Origin of the sequence: Kitasatospora sp. NPDC057936 (assembly GCF_042887525.1) — a bacterium.
Taxonomy (GTDB): domain Bacteria; phylum Actinomycetota; class Actinomycetes; order Streptomycetales; family Streptomycetaceae; genus Kitasatospora.
This window is the reverse complement of sequence record NZ_JBHVPD010000079.1, coordinates 31,622-49,540: the sequence shown is the minus strand read 5'-3', so window position 1 is coordinate 49,540 and position 17,919 is coordinate 31,622. Positions and strand designations below refer to the sequence as shown.

The 17,919-nt window shown below is 73.3% G+C and carries 16 protein-coding genes; 14 read left to right on the top strand and 2 right to left on the bottom strand.

Annotation, left to right across the window (positions count from 1 at the left end; translation table 11 throughout):
- The first annotated feature begins 95 nt into the window (after positions 1–95).
- From ACFVU9_RS32800 to ACFVU9_RS32765, 8 genes are all read left to right on the top strand, one after another.
- The gene (locus ACFVU9_RS32800; protein ID WP_387599694.1) at positions 96–1,130 is read left to right on the top strand and encodes a hypothetical protein; all 1,035 of its coding nucleotides are present in this window, start codon (positions 96–98) and stop codon (positions 1,128–1,130) included.
- Positions 1,131–1,179: 49 nt separating this feature from the next.
- Entirely contained in the window at positions 1,180–1,779 is a 600-nt protein-coding gene (locus ACFVU9_RS32795) for a hypothetical protein (protein ID WP_387599691.1), read from the top strand.
- Between the two features lie 241 nt (positions 1,780–2,020).
- Positions 2,021–4,633, top strand: a complete 2,613-nt coding sequence (locus ACFVU9_RS32790) for a hypothetical protein (RefSeq protein ID WP_387599689.1) — start codon at positions 2,021–2,023, stop codon at positions 4,631–4,633.
- Positions 4,634–4,778: 145 nt separating this feature from the next.
- The gene (gene pstC, locus ACFVU9_RS32785; RefSeq protein WP_387599686.1) at positions 4,779–5,810 is read left to right on the top strand and encodes a phosphate ABC transporter permease subunit PstC; all 1,032 of its coding nucleotides are present in this window, start codon (positions 4,779–4,781) and stop codon (positions 5,808–5,810) included.
- A 28-nt stretch (positions 5,811–5,838) separates the two neighbouring features.
- Positions 5,839–7,059, top strand: a complete 1,221-nt coding sequence (gene pstA, locus ACFVU9_RS32780; protein ID WP_380498823.1) for a phosphate ABC transporter permease PstA — start codon at positions 5,839–5,841, stop codon at positions 7,057–7,059.
- Between the two features lie 38 nt (positions 7,060–7,097).
- Positions 7,098–8,909 carry a substrate-binding domain-containing protein gene (locus ACFVU9_RS32775; RefSeq protein ID WP_387599683.1) on the top strand — a complete coding sequence of 604 codons (1,812 nt, stop codon included), beginning with the start codon at positions 7,098–7,100 and terminating at the stop codon, positions 8,907–8,909.
- Positions 8,906–9,805, top strand: coding sequence for a sortase (locus tag ACFVU9_RS32770; RefSeq protein ID WP_387599681.1), 900 nt, complete (start codon positions 8,906–8,908; stop codon positions 9,803–9,805). The genes ACFVU9_RS32775 and ACFVU9_RS32770 overlap by 4 nt, the downstream gene beginning before the upstream one ends.
- A 23-nt stretch (positions 9,806–9,828) precedes the next feature.
- Positions 9,829–10,752, top strand: coding sequence for a phosphate ABC transporter ATP-binding protein (locus ACFVU9_RS32765; RefSeq protein ID WP_387599678.1), 924 nt, complete (start codon positions 9,829–9,831; stop codon positions 10,750–10,752).
- Here the strand turns inward: ACFVU9_RS32765 and ACFVU9_RS32760 are convergent.
- Positions 10,728–11,609 (bottom strand): HAD family hydrolase, encoded by an 882-nt coding sequence (locus tag ACFVU9_RS32760; protein WP_380439616.1) that lies wholly within the window; start codon positions 11,607–11,609, stop codon positions 10,728–10,730. The genes ACFVU9_RS32765 and ACFVU9_RS32760 overlap by 25 nt on opposite strands.
- Before the next feature lie 160 nt (positions 11,610–11,769).
- Between ACFVU9_RS32760 and ACFVU9_RS32755 the strand changes: the two genes are divergently transcribed.
- Positions 11,770–11,964 carry a hypothetical protein gene (locus tag ACFVU9_RS32755; protein ID WP_380439614.1) on the top strand — a complete coding sequence of 65 codons (195 nt, stop codon included), beginning with the start codon at positions 11,770–11,772 and terminating at the stop codon, positions 11,962–11,964.
- A 24-nt stretch (positions 11,965–11,988) separates the two neighbouring features.
- On the opposite strand, the gene ACFVU9_RS32750 is transcribed toward ACFVU9_RS32755, so the two are convergent.
- The gene (locus ACFVU9_RS32750) at positions 11,989–12,882 is read right to left on the bottom strand and encodes an LLM class flavin-dependent oxidoreductase (RefSeq protein WP_380439612.1); all 894 of its coding nucleotides are present in this window, start codon (positions 12,880–12,882) and stop codon (positions 11,989–11,991) included.
- Positions 12,883–13,043: 161 nt separating this feature from the next.
- Between ACFVU9_RS32750 and ACFVU9_RS32745 the strand changes: the two genes are divergently transcribed.
- The 5 genes from ACFVU9_RS32745 (at position 13,044) to ACFVU9_RS32725 (ending at position 17,814) form a co-directional block, all read left to right on the top strand.
- Positions 13,044–13,664, top strand: coding sequence for a hypothetical protein (locus tag ACFVU9_RS32745; RefSeq protein ID WP_387599675.1), 621 nt, complete (start codon positions 13,044–13,046; stop codon positions 13,662–13,664).
- Positions 13,665–14,017: 353 nt separating this feature from the next.
- Positions 14,018–14,860: a hypothetical protein gene (locus ACFVU9_RS32740; protein WP_387599673.1), complete on the top strand. Its 843-nt coding sequence runs from the start codon at positions 14,018–14,020 to the stop codon at positions 14,858–14,860.
- Between the two features lie 52 nt (positions 14,861–14,912).
- A complete protein-coding gene (locus ACFVU9_RS32735; protein WP_380439606.1) occupies positions 14,913–15,809 on the top strand; it encodes a hypothetical protein in 897 nt (298 codons plus the stop codon).
- Positions 15,806–16,705, top strand: a complete 900-nt coding sequence (locus ACFVU9_RS32730) for a hypothetical protein (protein ID WP_387599670.1) — start codon at positions 15,806–15,808, stop codon at positions 16,703–16,705. The genes ACFVU9_RS32735 and ACFVU9_RS32730 overlap by 4 nt, the downstream gene beginning before the upstream one ends.
- Positions 16,702–17,814: a hypothetical protein gene (locus ACFVU9_RS32725; protein WP_387599667.1), complete on the top strand. Its 1,113-nt coding sequence runs from the start codon at positions 16,702–16,704 to the stop codon at positions 17,812–17,814. Before ACFVU9_RS32730 ends, ACFVU9_RS32725 begins: the two co-directional genes overlap by 4 nt.
- Positions 17,815–17,919 lie beyond the last annotated feature (105 nt).

Below are 17,919 nucleotides of genomic sequence, written 5' to 3'. Positions count from 1 at the left end.
GCGGCAGCTCCATCCACTCCTGACCAACCCCGCACCATCCGGCGGCCACGGGCTTCGCGCCCGTGGGCGCCGCCCCTGATGAGAGGGACGGGACCATGCGCAGGACTCCGGCTCCGCTGTTCACGGCGGCCGTCGTCGCGGCACTCGCCGCGGGCGTCAGCGCCCCGGCCGCCGCCGATCCAGCGCCCGGGGTGATCCCGGGCGCCCAGGACATCGTGTGTACGGCGCCGCAGGGCGCGTCCGACGTGCTGAACCAGCTCAGCGGCGACTACAACGCCTCGCTGACCGACCCCGGCGCTCCGCGCTGGTACGTCTGGGGCCCGCAGGGACCGTCGCCGATCACGGCGAAGGCGGGAGCGAACCCGATCACCCGGCCGAGCAACACCACCGGGGGACTGAGAGCTCTCGACTTGCCGGGCAGCGGCGTCGACTGCGCCGGCGCCGCCCGCGACCCGCAGAGCGGCGACCAGGTGAGCGACGACTTCGTGGCGTTCGCCAAGGAGGCGGTCGCGGTGGCCGGAGGATCACGGGTGCCGGCGAACCTGACGACGCAGAACCTCAGGGACCTCTACACCTGCAACGTCACCAACTGGCATCAGATCGACCCGGCGTACTCCGACTCCACGGCCAAGCCCTTCCTCCCGGCGTACGACTCCAACGTCAGGGCCTTCTTCCTGAAGACCATCGGTGGCGGCAGTCCGGTCACCCCGGGTAGCTGCGTCATCCAGGGCACCCAGGAGAACCAGGGATCCGACCCGGCGCTGAGCGATCCCGACGCGATCGTCCCGTACTCGGTCAGCCACTACATCTGGCAAGTGCTCTACGGCCGCGGCGGCGGCTCGGACGTTCCCGGCCCGTTGACCCTGCGCAGCATCGACGGTGTCGCGCCCGTCGACACGGCGAACCGGAGGATCGGCGACGCGTTCGCCGGGACCGTCTACAGCCACATCCTCTACAACGTCGTCCGGGACGCCGACTGGACCGCGACCGACGCGCACGCCACCGCGCTGCAGAACATCTTCGGCCCCACCGGCTGGATCTGCACCAGCCCGACGGCGGCCGGCGACCTGCAGAGCTTCGGCCTCCTGCCGCTACAGGGCTTCGACTGCGGCAGCTCCATCCACTCCTGACCGGCTCCTCTCCGCACCAGTGGAACCCACCTCTCCCAAGGAGTTCACCATGTCAAGAACCCGTGTCCGGCTCGCCGCCACCGGTGCCGCCGTCGTCCTCGCCGTGACCGGCCTGAGCGGCGCCGCCGCGGCCGACACCACCGTCACGACCACGCCGCCCACCGGGCAGGCCGTCGTGACCTCCGACCTGACGTTCCTCCAGAACGCGGTGACCAACGGCATCGTGATCGTCCCGCTCCCGCCGGCGACCCCGGCCTACGCTGACACCACCGGCCTCACCACGACCTTCCCGGTCTCGGGCGGCGTCGCGAACATCCCGGCGTTCAACGGTGACATCCAGTTCGGCGGCGACCTGCTGTTCGTCAACATCGCCACGGGCAAGACCGTGATCTTCAAGCAGCTCGACCTCGTGATCAACAAGGGCAGGTTCTTCGCCGTGCCGGACGGCGCGACGGCCCCGGTGGCCCTGCTGGACCCGGCGGGCCGGGTCTCGGTCGGCCGCAACGGCACCGCCCAGACGCTCGACACCACCGGTCTGAAGGTGGACGCGGCCGCCGCGCAGTACCTCGACACCAACCTCGGCACGACCTTCTTCACGGCCGGCCAGTCGATCGGTTCGCTCGCGGTGACCTACACGCCCGGCAGCTGACGTCTCGGCCCGGTGGACGCCACCGGGGCAGCTCGGCGGGTCCGCGCTCCGGCGCGGGCCCGCCCGCCTTGGGAGCGGCCAACTCCGTTACAGGGGAGTCGCGTTGTGGCCTCGTACATCTGGCCGACCGGATCCGGCCATGTCCGGCTGGCCGAATGGTACGCACCGGAGCCATCCGGCCCAGCGCCATCGACGCCCCGCGCCGCCCACCGGCGGCTCGCACCCACCGGAGGTCCCCGCCATGAGAATCCGCGAACCCGACCCGGGAGGCCGAGGGTGGTGGCGCCGGCGACTGCCGGCCCTGGCGCTCGTCTGGGCCGTGGTGGCGGCACTCGCGGTGGTCCCGGTGGGCCTGGGAGCGGTGCCCGAGGCGCGGGCGGACTCCGCGAAGACGGTGCAGGGACCGAAGGTCTGGATCCCGGAGAAGAAGGGGTACGGGCCCGAGGGGAGCGTGACGGTCTCCCAGACGGAGAACCTGACCAACCAGGTGCTACAGGTCTCCTGGAGCGGGTTCACGCCGACCCGGTCCGTCACCGGCAAGCCGGTGATCAAGGCGATCAAGGATTCCGAGGACATCGCCTACGCGGTGCGGATCTACGAGTGCAAGGGCGAGAACCCCCTCATCACGGACTGCTACGGAAGCACGCTCTACGGAGGGGAGGCTTCGCTCGGCTTCGAGCAGAAGGCGCGTCCCTCGGGTCTGGAAGCGCCCGAACTCCGGTCCAACATGGTGATCGCCGCGACCGGCCAGGACGGCTCCGGCGCGGCCTCCATCGAGGTCTGGAACAAGCAGCAGAGCGTCGGACTCGGGTGTGACGCGGCGAACCCCTGCTCCCTCGTGGTCGAGCCGAACTACGGCGGCGACCCGATCGACTACTACAAGCTCCGCAAGGGCCAGGCCGACTGCGAAGACCACCGGATGGACGTCGGCTCGCAGATCTTCAAGGCCGCGACGGACTCCACCCTGCGCCCCGGCATGGAGAACTGGAAGACCAGGAACCGCAGCAGCGAGCAGTGCGCCTGGGGCCATCACGTGGTCGTCCCCCTGCACTTCGCCCCCACCCCGGACGACTGCGCGGCGGCCGCCGCCGACCTCCGGGCCCAGGGCCTGGAGATGGCGAACCGCGCCATGCAGCAGTGGCGGTCCGGTCTGTGCCTCGGCAGCTCCCCGCTGACCGTCCAGTACGCCTCGGCCGGCGGTGAACCGCAGGCGCGGACGGCGTTCTTCGGCGGGACCACCGACGTCGCGCTCACGGCCAGGCCGGACCAGTCGCCGCCGGCCCGGCCGTACGTCTACGCGCCCCTGACCACGACCGGCATCTCCGTGGTGTTCGCGATCGACGACAGGACGACCGGGCGCCAGATCCGCGACCTGCGGCTGAACGCCCGGCTGCTGGCCAAGCTCCTGACCCAGTCCTACGACTCGCCGGGCGATCCGATCAAGTCGGTGGCGGGCAACCCGACGTGCCTGTTCACGGACCCGGAGTTCATCAAGCTGAACCCGCAGACGGAAGCGAACGGAATCCACTGGCCGACCAACTGCGGCGGGATCCTGACCGTCTTCCCGTCCGTCGCCGGCGGTACCACCGACCTCACCTACCAGGTGACCTCGTGGATCGCGAGCGACCCCGAGGCGGCCCGTTTCCTCGACGGCGAGCCCGATCCGTGGGGCATGCGGATCGACACCTTCTACCTGCGGCCGCAGTTCCCCGGGTACCCCGTCGAGGCCTTCCAGCCGCAGGACTTCACCGGCCCGGGCGTGTCGACCACCACCGTGGACCTCGCCCACTGGAAGCAGTACGAGTGGAACCCCTCCCTGCTCGGCCTGAGCCGGGTGGCCCGCAACATCCTGGAGGGCAAGCCGACCTGCCAGCAGCCGAACTCCGAATCGGACGGCCGGCACCTGGACTGCCCCGTCCAGGCCCCGGGTGAACGGGCCCTGCTCGCCATCATGGACGCCGGCCAGGCCAAGGCGTTCTCGATGCCCGAGGCGGCCCTGCTCAACCCGGCGGGCGCCTTCGTCGCCCCCGAGCGGTCCGGCTTCCAGGCCGCCGTCGCCGACATGACGGTCGATGCCGCCACCGGCGTGCAGCAGCTGCCCTACGGCGCCGCGGACACCGCGTACTCGCGGGACCAGAAGGCCTACCCGCTGACCACCGTGCAGTACGCGATGGTCCCGACGAGCGGAGTGCCGGAGGCCAAGGCCGGTGCGATCGCGAACTTCCTCAAGTCGGTCACCAACGGCGGCCAGGTGTACGGCATCGAGCCCGGCCAGCTCGCCCCGGGCTTCCTCGCCCTGACCGCCGCCCAGCGCGCCCAGGCCCAGGACGCGGCCGCGCACGTGGCCGCGCAGGACGGCAAGCTGCCCGGGAACCAGGCCGCCCCGCCGAACCCGCCGGCCGTCGCGGGCGGCACCTCCGGGGGCGGCGCCACCTCCGCCCCGGCGGGCGGCAGCGGAGGCTCCACCCCGGTGAGCGACAACGGCTCGGCGGGCGGCACCGCCCCCGACGGCACCGGGACGGGCTCCGGCCGGAACGGCACCGCCACCGACGGGTCCACCGCGGCCGGTACGGGCGCCGGTGCGCCCGCTGCCGCGGCACCGCCGGCCGCGGGTGCCAAGCCCACTGGGACGCCGACCGCCAAGGGCCCGCTGTCCGCCGCCCCGGTGGCGGCCGGCACCCCGCTGGCCGACCGATCGGGCCTGGCGCGGCTGCTGCTGCCCGTCGCCCTGATCGCCGGCCTGGTGCTGGTGGTCGGCGGGCCGGCCGCGCTGCTCCTCGGCGGCACCCCGGCCGGCGACAAGGCGGTGGCCGCAGTGCGCCGGGGCTGGTCGCGGCTGCGCCGCAGGCCCTGACGCCGACGCGGCGAACGACTCGGCGGGGCCGCCGTCCCGGCCCCGCCGAGCCCCTTCCGGCGGGCGCACGCTCCCTGCCCGTTCCCCCACAGCCGTTCCATGCAGCCGTTCCCACGCAGCCGTCCCCGAGCACGGAGAGCAGACCATGACAGCCGCCGCCGAGCCCGCGGCACCGTACGCCGGGGCACCGGGCCAGCCCGACCGCGGGCCGGACGAGGACGTCCCGCGCATCATCACCGCCCCCGCGACCGCCGGCGACCGGGTGTTCCGCGGCGTGCTGCGGCTCGCCGGGCTCTCGGTCTTCGCGATCATGGGGCTGATCGCCTTCTTCCTCGTGCTGCGCGGCGCCGACGCGCTGCGCATCGTCGGCTGGTCCTTCCTGACCGAGCGGAAGTGGCAGACCGGCGCGCACAGCTTCGGCATCGCGGCGGTGCTCCCGGACGGTCTGCTGATCGCCGTCATCGCGCTGACGATCGCCGTCCCGGTGGCGCTCAGCACCGCGATCTTCATCTCCGAGTACGCGCCCCTGCGGCTGCGTGCACTGCTGATCACCCTGGTCGACCTGATGGCGGCCATCCCCAGCATCGTCTACGGCCTCTGGGGGCTGTTCTTCCTCCAGCCGCGCATCCTCGGCCTGGTGCGCTGGATGGCCAACCACCTCGGTGACGTGCTCCCGTTCCTGAAGGTGCGCACCAGCGACGTCGGACCGTCCTACACCTCCTCGACCTTCATCGCGGGCGTGGTGGTGTCGCTGATGATCATTCCGATCGTCACCTCGCTCTCCCGCGAGGTGTTCTCCCAGGCGCCGCAGGGCGAGCGGGAGGGCGCCTACGCACTGGGCTCGACGCGCTGGGGGATGGTCCGGACCGTGGTGCTGCCGTTCGGACGCGGCGGTGTGATCGGCGCGGTGATGCTGGGCTTCGGCCGCGCGATGGGCGAGACGATCGCCGTCGCGCTGATCATCTCGCCGAGCTTCCAGACCATCACGCACGTCCTCGAGAACGGCGCCAACTCGATCCCGGCGCTGATCGCACTGCGGTTCGGCGAGTCGGACTCGCTGTCGCTCTCCGCGCTGATGGCGGCCGGTCTGGTGCTGTTCGCGCTCACCCTGCTGGTCAACGTGGCGGCCGGCTTCGTGATCAACCGGTCCCGTTCCGGCTCCGCGACGGCGGACTGACCATGACGAACCCCGAAGGGACGATCCGATGACCACGCTCGACCTGCCGCCGGTCGCGGCGTCCGGGCCCGCAGCCGCTCCCGCGCCCGACGGACGGCCGCGACCCGAGAAGCGGGTGAAGCTCGGCGGCATCACCCGGGACGACGTCTTCACCCTGGCCGGCGCGTCGGCCGGCTCGCTGGGCCTGGACTGGATGCTGTACGAGCGGGTCCTGCCGTTCAGCGGCGTGCTCGGCTTCCTGATCTGCTGGTACGTGCTCTTCCTGGCCGGCTACTACGCGCTCGGCCGTCTCCAGTGGGGTCCGATGATGGTGCGCGACCGCTTGGTGGCGGTGGTCGCCTGGAGCGCCGGGCTGCTCATCGTCGGACTGATCGCCGACCAGATCGGCTACGTGACGAGCCGTGGGATGGACGCGGCGCAGCACCTCAACTTCTTCACCGAGTCGATGGAGAGCACCGGCCCGCTCAGCCCGATCACCTCCGGCGGTGCGCTCAACGCGATCGTCGGATCGCTCGAACAGCTGGGCCTGGCGACGTTGTTCGCGGTGCCGCTGGGGATCGGCGCGGCCGTCTTCATGTCCGAGGTCGGCGGCCGGATGGCCCGGCCCGTACGGACGCTGGTCGAGGCGATGACGGCGCTGCCGTCGATCGTCGCCGGCCTGTTCGTCTTCGGCGTCGTGATCCTCACCTTCGGGTTCGAGAAGAGTGGCTTCGCCGCCTCCCTGGCGCTGACCGTGATGATGATGCCGATCGTCACCCGGGCCGCCGAAGTGGTCATCCGGTTGGTGCCGGGCACCCTGCGCGAGGCCTCGTACGCGCTCGGCGGCAGCCAGTGGCGGACGGTGTGGAACGTCGTGCTGCCCACCGCCCGCCCAGGACTGGTGACGGCCGTCGTGCTCGGGATGGCGCGCGGCGTCGGTGAGACCTCGCCGGTGCTGCTGACCGCCGGCTTCACCGCACAGTTCAACGGCAACCCGTTCGAAGGGCACCAGGTGTCGCTGCCGCTGTACATCTGGAACTACGTCAAACAGCCCTACGACCCCATGATCGCGCGGGGCTTCGCCGCCGGTCTGACCCTGATGGGCGTGGTGCTGGTCCTGTTCGTCACCGCGCGTCTGCTCGGTGGCCGCCGGCCCGGTCAGCTGACCGGGGCCCAGAAGCGCCGGATCAGCCGGGACGCGCGCCGCGCCGAGGCCGCCGCGCTGGCCGCCGTCTCCCGTCCGGTCGTCGCCGTGCCGAGGAGTCGCTGATGTCGCACTCAACCAACCGCTGTACCAGAGGAGTTCTCATGTCGTGGGAGGCCGCAAGGCGCCCCGTGGCCCGCACGGTGGCCGTACTGCTGTCCCTCCTGCTCGCCTCGGGGACCATGCTGGCGCGCAGCACTCCGGCGCACGCGGGCGTGGTGCTGAGCGGCGAGGGTTCCAGCTGGGCCGCACCGGCCCTGGACCAGTGGCGCCAGGACGTCCGGACGCAGGGCATCGGCATCGACTTCGCCGCGACCGGCTCGGCGAACGGCCGCGCCTCGTGGCGCAACAACCAGACCGACTTCACCGCCTCGGACGTGCCGTTCCGCTCCAAGGAGGACACCGGCCTGAACGAGGCGGGCCGGCGCGGCGGCGGCGGTGGCGCCGAACAGCCGACGTACGGCTACTCGTACGTGCCGATCACCGCGGGCGGCACCACCTTCATGTACAACCTGCAGATCGGCGGGAAGCAGGTCCGTGACCTGCGGCTCTCCCCGCAGACCATCGTGGACATCTTCACCAACAAGATCACCAACTGGAACGATTCGAAGATCACCCAGGACTACGGCAGACAGCTGCCCAGCCTGAAGATCTTCCCGGTCGTCCGCTCCGACGGCTCGGGCGCCACCGCGCAGTTCACCCGCTGGATGTCGCACACCTACGGCGCCCAGTGGGACGACTACTGCAAGGCGGTCAACTCCGTCAGCTGCGGTGAGTACACCGAGTTCTTCCCGGCGTCCAGCCCGATGGTCGCGCAGAGCAGCTCCGACACCGTCGCCAGCTACATCATGGCGCCCACCAACCAGGGCACCATCGGCTACGACGAGTACGCGTTCGCCAAGAAGGCCAACTGGCCCGTGGTGAAGGTGCTCAACAAGGCCGGCTACTTCTCGCTGCCGACCGCCTCCAACGTGGCGGTGTCGCTCACCGCGGCGAAGATCCGGGGCGTCGACGACGACACCCCGGAGTCCGACCCCAATTACCTCCAGCAGAACCTCGACGGCGTCTACACCATGGACGACCCGCGCGCGTACCCGATCTCCAGCTACAGCTACCTGATCGTGCCGCGCTCCGACTTCCTCAAGCCGCTGCCCCGGTTCAACGACGACAAGGGCGCCGCCCTCAGCCGGTTCCTCGACTACGTGCTGTGCGAGGGACAGGGCGAAGCCGATCAGCTCGGCTACTCGCCGATCCCGTACGGCCTGGTCAAGGGCGGGCTGAAGCAGAGCAAGCACATCCCGGGCAACGCCAGCAAGGTCAACGCGGACAGCCTGGCGGGCTGCGCCAACCCGACCATCAACCAGGCCGGCGAGCTGACGCTCCTCAAGAACGCCCCGATGCCCAGCCCCTGCGACAAGCAGGGTCAGGCGCTCGACTGCACCGTGCAGAACGGCCAGGCGGTCAGCGGCGGTTCGGGCCCGGGCGGCGGCCCGGGCGGCAGCGGCGGCGGCGCGGCCGGCGGCACCGGCGGTACGGGCAGCGGCGGCGGCACCGGCAAGGCCGGAAACAAGGGCACGGGCGGTGGTGGCACCGCGGGCGGCGCCGGCGGTGCGGCGGCGGCCGGCGGCACCGGCGACCCGAACGCGCAGGGGGCGGCCGCCGACCCGAACGCGGCCGCCGGCACCCCCGGCGACCAGCCCGTCGACGACGTCGTCGACCCGCAGACCGGCCAGGTGGTGGCCCGCGGCCGCGGCGGTGCCGGGGAGGTCGCGGCGAACGTGGTCGACGTGGCCGGAAAGCCGGACGACTGGATGCTCAGCACGCTCACCGCGATCGAGCTGATCGCCGTCGTCCTCGTCCCGCCGCTGCTCGGCCGCCGGCTGCTGCGCCGCCGCACGTCGGGCGGCGCGTCGTGACGGCCCCCGTGCTGGAGAAGCCGGCCGCCCCCGCCCCTGGCGTTCCGGAGCCGGCCGGTCCGGCCGGGCGGCCCGCGGTGACGCCGGGGCGGCGATGGTTCCTCCAGGCGGCCTGGGCGGTCAGCCTGCTGGCCGCGCTGGTCCTGGGCTTCGTCGGCTTCCTGTTCACGCTCTCGGACATCCAGGAGCGGCACTACCAGTCCACCGCGCACAAGACCTTCCGGGACCAGCTCGCCCGCGCGGTCGCCCCGACCGGCTCCGCGCCGGACGGCGAACCGGTGGCGCTGCTGGACATCCCGGCGATCGGCCTGCACCAGGCCGTCGTCGTCGAGGGCACCACCGGCCGGGACCTCATGCGCGGGCCCGGCCACCGGCGGGACACCGCGCTGCCCGGCCAGAGCGGGGTGGCGGTGGTCTTCGGCCGCGGGGCCACCTTCGGGGCGCCGTTCGCCGAACTGTCCAAGCTGCGGGTCGGCGACCGGATCGAGACGATCACCGGGCAGGGCACGGCCAGCTACACCGTCAACGCGTACGGCGACGGCGACGCCCCGATCACCGACCCGGCCCGCGACCGGCTCGTCCTGGTCACCGGGGACTCCGACTGGATCCCCGGCTCCACCGTGATGATCGGCGCCCGGCTGGACGGCGACCCCCAGCAGAACCCGGGCGGCCGGCCCGCCACCGTCCCGTACGACAAGGCGCTGGCCGCGGACAAGGGCGCGCTGGCCACGCTGCAGCTGTGGTCGCTCGGCCTGCTCGGCGCGGTGGTCGCCGCCCTGCTGCTGGCCCGGTACTGGCGCCGCTCGACCGCTTACCTGAGCCTCGCACCGGTGGTCGGCGCGGCGCTCTGGGCGGTCTACGAGAACGCCGCCGCCCTGCTGCCCAACCTCTACTGACGCGCGCCCGGAGGACCGTACCGATGATGGATGCACCGATGACCGACCACCCGCCGACCCCGGCCCGGCCGGCCGACGCGCCGCACCCGGCGGCGGACCCGGCCGCCGACACGCTCACCCTGCCGCCCGTCCAGCCGGTGCCGCGGTACGGCACCGGGGCCGGCGGCGGGGCGCTCGCCGCCCTGGAGACCCGGGACGTCTCCGCCTGGTTCGGCTCGCGCAAGGTGCTGGAGCGGGTCTCGCTGGCGATGCCGGCCGGCGAGGTCACCGCGCTGATCGGCCCGTCGGGCTGCGGCAAGTCCACCTACCTGCGGATCCTCAACCGGATGCACGAGATGGTGCGCGGCGCCGCGCTGGCCGGCGAGGTCCTGCTGGACGGCGAGGACGTCTACCACCTCGACCGGCGGCCGGCCGAGGTGCGCCGCCGGATCGGCATGGTGTTCCAGCGGCCCAACCCGTTCCCGGCGATGTCCGTCCAGGACAACGTCGCGAGCGGGCTCAAGCTGGCCGGGATCAAGGTGTCCAAGGAGGAGCGCCGGCACCTCGTGGAGACCAGCCTGCGCCGGGCCGGGCTCTGGGACGAGGTGGCCACCCGGCTGCACACGCCCGGCGGCGCGCTCTCCGGCGGTCAGCAGCAACGCCTGTGCATCGCACGGTCGTTGGCCGTGTCGCCGGACATCCTGCTGATGGACGAGCCGTGCTCGGCGCTCGACCCGACCTCCACCCGGCGGGTCGAGGAGACCATCGCCGAGCTGCGCGGGCGGCTCACCATCGTGATCGTCACCCACAACATGCAGCAGGCCCAGCGGGTCTCGCAGACCTGCGCGTTCTTCCTGGCCACCCACGACACCCCGGGCCGGATCGTCGAGGCCGGGCCGACCGAGCAGGTCTTCGGCAGCCCGCGCGACCGGCGCACCTCGGACTACGTCAACGGCCGCTTCGGCTGAGGGAGCCCGAGGATCCGCTCCAGCACCGCCGCGACGCCGTCCTGCTCGTTGCTCACGGTGTGCAGCGCCACCGCCGCCAGCACCTGCGGGTGCGCGTTGGCGACGGCGTACGCGGTGCCGGCCCAGTCCAGCATCTCCAGGTCGTTCGGCATGTCGCCGAAGGCGACCACCTCGGTGCGGTCGATGCCGTGCCCGGCGCACCAGCGGGCCAGCGTGCTGGCCTTGGTGACGCCGGGCGCGCTGATCTCCAGCAGCGGGATCGGCGCGGAGCGGGTGATCTCGGCCAGGTGCCCGGCGGCCTCGCGGGCCTCGCCCAGCAGCTTGTCCGGGTCGAGGTCCGGGTGCTTGGCCAGCAGCTTGAACAGGCCGCGCACCGGCCCGTCCGGCCCCAGCAGCAGCTCGGCCGGGCCGATCGGGTGGTCCACGTCCTCGCCCCACATCGGCACCTCGTACCCGGGCTCGCGGGCGAACCCGGCCGGGTACTCGAAGGCGAAGGACGTGCCGGGCAGCTTGGCGCGCAGGATCTCGACCACGGCCAGCGCGGTCTCCTCCGGCAGCGGGAAGGACTCCAGCAGCTCGCCGCGCCGCACGTCGACGACCGCGCCGCCGTTGGAGCAGATCGCCACCCCGTGCCCGCCGATGTGCGGGCTGACCTGCTGCATCCAGCGCGGCGGGCGCCCGGTCACGAACACCACCCGCACCCCGGCCGCCTCGGCCGCGGCGAGGGCGGCGGCGGTGCGGTCGGTGACGGTGCCGCCGCTGCACAGCAGGGTGCCGTCCAGGTCGGTGGCGATCAGGCGGGGGGCGCGGGGTTCGGTCACCGGTCCATCTTCGCCCATCGGCGGGGTGCCGGTCATCGGCGGGACCGCCACCCGTCCTCCGACCCCGGTCGGCCTTCTTTCGGCCCCGGAAGCGCCGTTTCCGGCCGATTCGCCCGGGGCGGGGGTGTCCGGCTTCCGCCCTCCGGGCAGGACCCGCATGGCCGAGCAGACCGCCTCCCCGTCGGCAGGAAGAGCCATGCCCACTCGCCAGCTCCGGGACGAGACGCTCCCGACCGCCCCTCCCGCGGCCCGCGCCGCGCCGCGCGAGCCCGTCCTCCTCGGCGACGTGCTGTTCCACGCCCTCGCCGAGATCGCCCGCCGGGGAGCCCCGGACGGGCCCGCCGGGCCGGAGCCGAAGCTCCCCGCCCAGCGCACCCGTCCGCACCCGTGATCCGGCCGTCGGTCCCCTGAGCCGCTAGCCCTCGCCGAGCTGGGCGAGGCCCTCGGCGGCGATCTCCTCGAAGACGGCGAGGTCGTTCTCGAAGATCGAGCCCGGCACCGGCCAGTGGATCACCAGCTCGGTGATGCCCAGCTCGCGGTAGGTGCCCGCCCAGTCGACGAAGGCGCCCAGCGACTGCAGGGGCTTCTCCGCCGTCGAGCCCTGGAGCAGCACCTTCTCCAGTGTCGCGACGTCCCGGCCGGCGGCCTCGCAGGCCGTGGTGAGCTTCGCGATCTGCCGCGCGATGACCTCGGGCGCCTGCTCCACCGGCACGTCCGCCGGCCCGCGCGGGTCGCCGTACGTGACCCAGCCCTGCCCGTGCTCGGCGGCCAGCCTCAGCCCGCGGGGGCCGGTCGCGGCCACGTAGAACGGGACGCGCGGCGTCTGCACGCAGCCGGGGATGTTCCGCGCCTCGACGGCCGAGTAGTACGTGCCGGCCTCGGTCGTGGCGTCCTCGCGCAGCAGCTTGTCCAGCAGCGGCAGGAACTCGCCGAAGCGGTCCGCCCGCTCCTTCGGCGACCACGCCTCCTGGCCCATCGCCGTCGCGTCGTAGCCGACGCCGCCGGCGCCGATGCCGAGCGTCAGCCGCCCGCCGGACACGTCGTCCAGCGTGATCAGCTCCTTGGCCAGCGTCACCGGGTGCCGGAAGTTCGGCGAGGTGACGAGGGTGCCGAGGCGCAGCCGCTCGGTGGCCGTCGCGGCCGCGGTCAGGGTCGGGACGGACCCGAACCACGGCTCGTCCCGGAACGACCGCCAGGAGAGGTGGTCGTACGTGTACGCGGCGTGGAAACCGAGCTCCTCGGCCCGCCGCCAGATCTTCTGCCCCTCGCCCCACCGGTGGATGGGGAGGATCACGGTGCTCAGTCGCATGGGTCCGACCCTACGTCGCCCGTGCGCCGGTGTCCGGTGGCGCAGGGGGCGCCCAGGGGCGCGGGGGTGCAGGTGCGGGTGTGCGTGGAGCGACGGTGGGAGGCGCTAGTCTGTCGGCCGCACCGATAACCTGATCATGCGTCACACGGGGGTTAGTCGTCATGCTCGTTTCCAGGAAACTGCTCTCCGCCGCCCTGGTTGCCACGGCCGCGTTCGGCCTGGCCGCCTGCGGCCCGGACAACTCGTCCGACCAGGCCGGCGGCGGCTCCAGCACCGCCGCCGCCGCGCCCACCGGCGCGCCCGCCACCGCCGCGCCCACCGCCGCGCCCACCGGTGCGGCCACCGGCGCCGCCTCGCCGACCGGGAAGGCCAAGCCCACCGGCAAGCCGTCCGCCGGCGCGACCGACGCAGGCCCGGAGGGCATCTGCACCCACGACCCGCTGCCGGCCGGGCAGAAGTGGATCGTCCCGGTGAAGGGCACCAACGGGACCACCCTGGTCTACAAGGACACCAAGGACGCCTGCGGGGTCGACGACGTCGCCCTCGAACCGACCGGGCCCGACAAGACCGCGCAGTTCGCGCCCGCCTTCAAGGCCCAGCTGCGGTCGGTGGTGAAGCCGCCGATGGACGCCAACGCGGAGACCCTCGCCAAGCACGTCAACGAGTGCATCGCGACGCCGGGCAGCGACAAGGGCGTCTACCCCTGCCAGAACAACGTCTTCAAGGTGACGCTCGACGCCTCCGGCAAGGTCGTCGAGATGTGGGAGAAGGCGGTTTCCTGAGGCGCGGCCGCCCGCGCCGGTAGCGGGTGGCGCAGGGCGAACGGGGCGGATCGGCGGTCGACGCCGGTCCGCCCATTGCGTTTGGATCACGGCGTGCCCGATTCATCGGGAATTGGGAGGGAACGTGGTGATGATTTTGTTGGCGGATTTCTCACCGGCCTCTCATACTTCCTGCTGAGACGCGTGCCGGACGGTCCGGAGAGCCGCTGGGGGGCGGTGTGCGAGGGGCCCGCGCGCGACATTCCACGTTTCCCTGGGGGAGTTCCTTGTCCGCGCCCGAAAACGAGCACCCCGCAGAGCAGCCGGTAGCTGCTCAACCTGCTGTTCCCGGTGCCGAGTTGCCCGCCGCGCCGATGGCCGAGCCGATTGCCTCGCCGATGGCCGAGCTGACGGCCGAGCCGATGGCCGAGCCCGTCGTCGGGGCGCCCGCCGAGGCGCCCGCGCGCCGACTGCCGCGCGCCGTCGGCATCGCGCTCGCCACCGCCGGGCTGCTCGCCGTCACGGCGACCAGCGCCGCCGTGACCGTCGCGGTCGGCAAGCCGGACGCCCGCCCGGCCGCCGCCGCACCCGCGCCGACGGCCGCCGCGTCCGCGTCCGGGACGGCCTCCGCGAGTCCGACGCCCACCGCCGTGCCGCTTCCGACGCCGACCGCCGTCCCGACCACGCCCAAGCCGGCCAGCACCGTCAAGGGCGCCGTCAGCGGCGGCAGGCACGACGGCGATCTGCGCTACTTCCTGCTCCCGATCCCCGACGGCGGCGAGTCGTACGGGCCCGTGGACGGGGCGAAGCTGAGCGACGACGACGTCGCCGAACTGTTCGGCAAGCAGGACGGGATCATGGGCATCCTCGGCTCGTACGGGTACAAGGAGGGCGCCACCCGGATGTACCGCACCGCCGACGGCAAGGCCGAAGTCACCGTCACCCTCCTGCACTTCGGCTCCACCGCGATGGCGACCGAGTTCGTCAAGGGCTACACCGTCAAGTCGCAGGACCCGATCGACATCGACGGCGACCCGAACGCCCACGGCTACGTCCACAAGCCCAAGCAGCAGGCCTACACCGGCTCGATGACCGGCATCTCCAGCCAGGGCGACGTCCAGTACACGATCGACGTCGAGGTGAAGGGGACGCCGGACAAGGCGCTGCTCAGCGAGCTGATGAAGCGGCAGCGCGAGTGGCTCGCCTCCGGCGGCTGAGCCCGTACCGCCGCCCGCCCGCCGTCGTCCTTCCTTCTCCTGGAGCCACTTCGTGACCACCGAACCCGTGGAGCCGTCGCCCGGCGACGCTCCTCCGCAGCCCGCGGCCCCCGCCGCGCCGCCTGCCCCGCCGGTGCCGCCGCAGCCCGTCGCCGCGTCGGACGCCATCGCTCCCGAGGCCGTCGCTCCCGACGCCGTCGTGACCGGGCCGCCCGGTGCCTTCGTGCCCGACCTCCTGGCCGTCGGTCCCGAGCCCGCGCCGCGCGTCCCGCGCCGGCCCCGGCCGGTGCTGCTGGCCGTGTGCGGCCTGGTGCTCGGCGTCCTCGGCGGTGGCGGCGTGGGCTACGCCATCCAGGCGCAGCGCCCGCCGACGCCGCTCCCGCCGCTGCAGGTCGCACTGCCGTCCTACCCGGCCGCGACGGTCGACCCGACCGCCTTCGCCGCCGAGCAGCCGCAGCCGCTCGCCATCGACGGCGACCTGCGCAAGCTCCTCCTCACCGCGCCGGAGGGCAGCAAGCCCTGGGGCGAGAACCCGGACAAGCCCTCCTGGGTGTCGGCCGGCGACCTCGCCGAGCACACCGGCGACGCGGTCCGCGAGTTCAAGGACCTGAACTCGCGCGGTTTCCGGCGCGCGGTGGAGGTCGACTGGCAGAAGGACGACGTCAAGTACCGCGTGTCGTTGATCCAGTACGCGCCCGAGCACGCCGGCGAGGCGAAGTCGCGCGCCACCGTCTTTCGCACGCAGCCCTTCGAGAAGGGCGCCAACGGCGGTTACAAGGTGTTCGACCAGCCCAATTACTGGTCGGACAGCAAGGATCCGTACTACTACGGCCACGCCGTGGCCCAGCGCGGCACCGTCGTGATGGAGGTCGAGATCTTCGGTGCCAAGCCGGTGACGTCGAACGCCGTGGAGGACCTCGCCAAGCAGCAGTGGGAGCGGCTGATATGAGCGACAGCACCGTGACCGGGGCTGAGACCCCCGAGCAGCCGCACACCATCCCCGTGCAGCCCGCCGCCGAGCAGCTCGCCCCGGAACAGCAGCCCGCCGCCGGGCGGTTCGCGCCCGGGCCGTTCACGCCCGAGCAGCCGGCCCCCGTCGCCCCGCGCCCCCGCCCGGCCTCCGGCCGCCTGTTGCGCGCGGGTGCCGCCACGGTCGCCGCGGCGCTGGTCGGCGTGGTCATCGGCATCGGCATCATCAAGACGCAGTACGACGACCCCGCCCCGGTCGCCGCCGGCCCGTCCGCCGCGCCGGCGCCGACCGCGACCGCCACGCCGTTCGGCGCCAGGTCCAACGGCAACCACTTCGGTTCGCTGCGCGACCTGCTGCTGCCCGTCCCGGCCGGTTTCGAACTCGGCCCGGACGAGGGCGGCTACGGCAACGACGACGAGATCGGCGCCGAGCGGCTCAGCGCCGAACTGGACGAGGAGCTCCAGCAGATCCCCAAGGACAAGCGGGACAAGCTCCGCGCCTACTGGGAGGGCCTGCACGTCAAGGCCACCGGTGTGCGGACGTACCGGGCCCAGGGCGACGACCTGGTGGCCGGCCTGAAGCTGCGCCAGTTCAACCAGCAGGAGGTGCAGAAGCTCAACGAGTACACGGCGGTCTTCAGCGACACCGGCCTGTTCCGGCTCGGCCCGGAGATCCCCGGCCACCCGGAGGCGCACTGCTACCTGATGCCGGCGCCGCCGTCCGCCCCGCTCGACTACCTGGAGTGCTCGGCCGCCGAGGGCGACCTCCTCGTGGTCATGAACGTCGAGGGCGTCGCGCCGCTGCCCAAGGACAAGATCGTCGCCCTCTTCACCGCGCAGCTCGACCGCCTCGCCCGCCCGGGAGCGTCCGTATGACCGACCACGTCACCTCGCAGGACCCCGCGGGCACCCCCGTCCCCCCGCCCGCGCCGACCGCTCCGCCCGCGCCCGTGCCGACCGCTCCGCCCGCGCCCGTGCCGACCGCTCCGCCCGCGCCCGTGCCGACCGCCCCGCCCGAGCCCGCGGCGCCGGCCGGCCCGGCGCTCTCCGAGGTGGAGCTGGTGCCGCCCCCGCCGGCCGCGCCCGAGACGCCCGAGAAGCGCGAGGCCCGCCTCGCCCGCCGGACCCGCCGCCGCAAGGCGGTGGTGCGCTGGGCCGCCGCCACCCTGGTGTGCGCGCTCGCCGGCACCGGGACGGCGATGGCCCTGACCGTTCCCGAGCGCACGGACATCCCGGGCCTGGCGACCAAGAGCGACGGCCGCTACACCTTCCCCGCGCTCGCGTTGCCGCCGCAGCCCCCGGCGAAGGGCCCGTCGGTGCGCAAGGAGCCGCACCGCGCGGACCTCCGCAACCTCGTGCTGCCCGCGCCCAAGGAGGCCGGCGGTCCGCTCGGGCTGGTCGTCTTCCCGAGCCCGACCGCGACGCCCTCGGCGTCCGGCTCGGCGAGCCCGTCCGCCACCGCGTCCGCGAGCCCGTCCGCGAGCGGGTCCCCGTCCGGGACGGCGAGCCCGGCGGCCTCCGCCAAGGCCAGCGCGGCCACCGCCGACTGGGCCCCCTGCGACGCCGTCCTCGACGAGCAGCAGAACCCGGACGACCTGCGCGCCCTGCTGCTGCAGAACGCGTGCCGCGCGGCCGCCGTCCGGGAGTGGACGGCCTCCGACGGCACCCGCACCCAGATCCGGCTGCTGCGCTTCGGCTCCTCCTTCGAGGGCGGGGAGGTCTTCTCGGCCCTGCGCGCGAACAGCCTGCCGAAGGCCCTGCCCGGGGCGAAGGCCGGCTCGCACGACGGCTGGGACGCCCTCCCGAACGTCGACCTCGCGGTCAAGGAGTCCTCGGTGCAGGGCGCCAAGGGCGACCCGACGGCCCGCGTGGCGTACCTCGGGGCGAGCAACGTCCTCGCCGTCATCACGATGACCAACCCGAAGGGCGTGCCGGTCGCGCCGTTCCGCCAGGTGGCCACCCTGCAGTCCGACCTGCTGAACTGACGGAACGTCATGCGAACGCCGGGCCGACCGCGTCACGACCGGTCGGCCCGGCCGCTTCCGTCCGACCCCTAGGGGAGAGCCCGCCGGCGTCATACCGCAGCATCA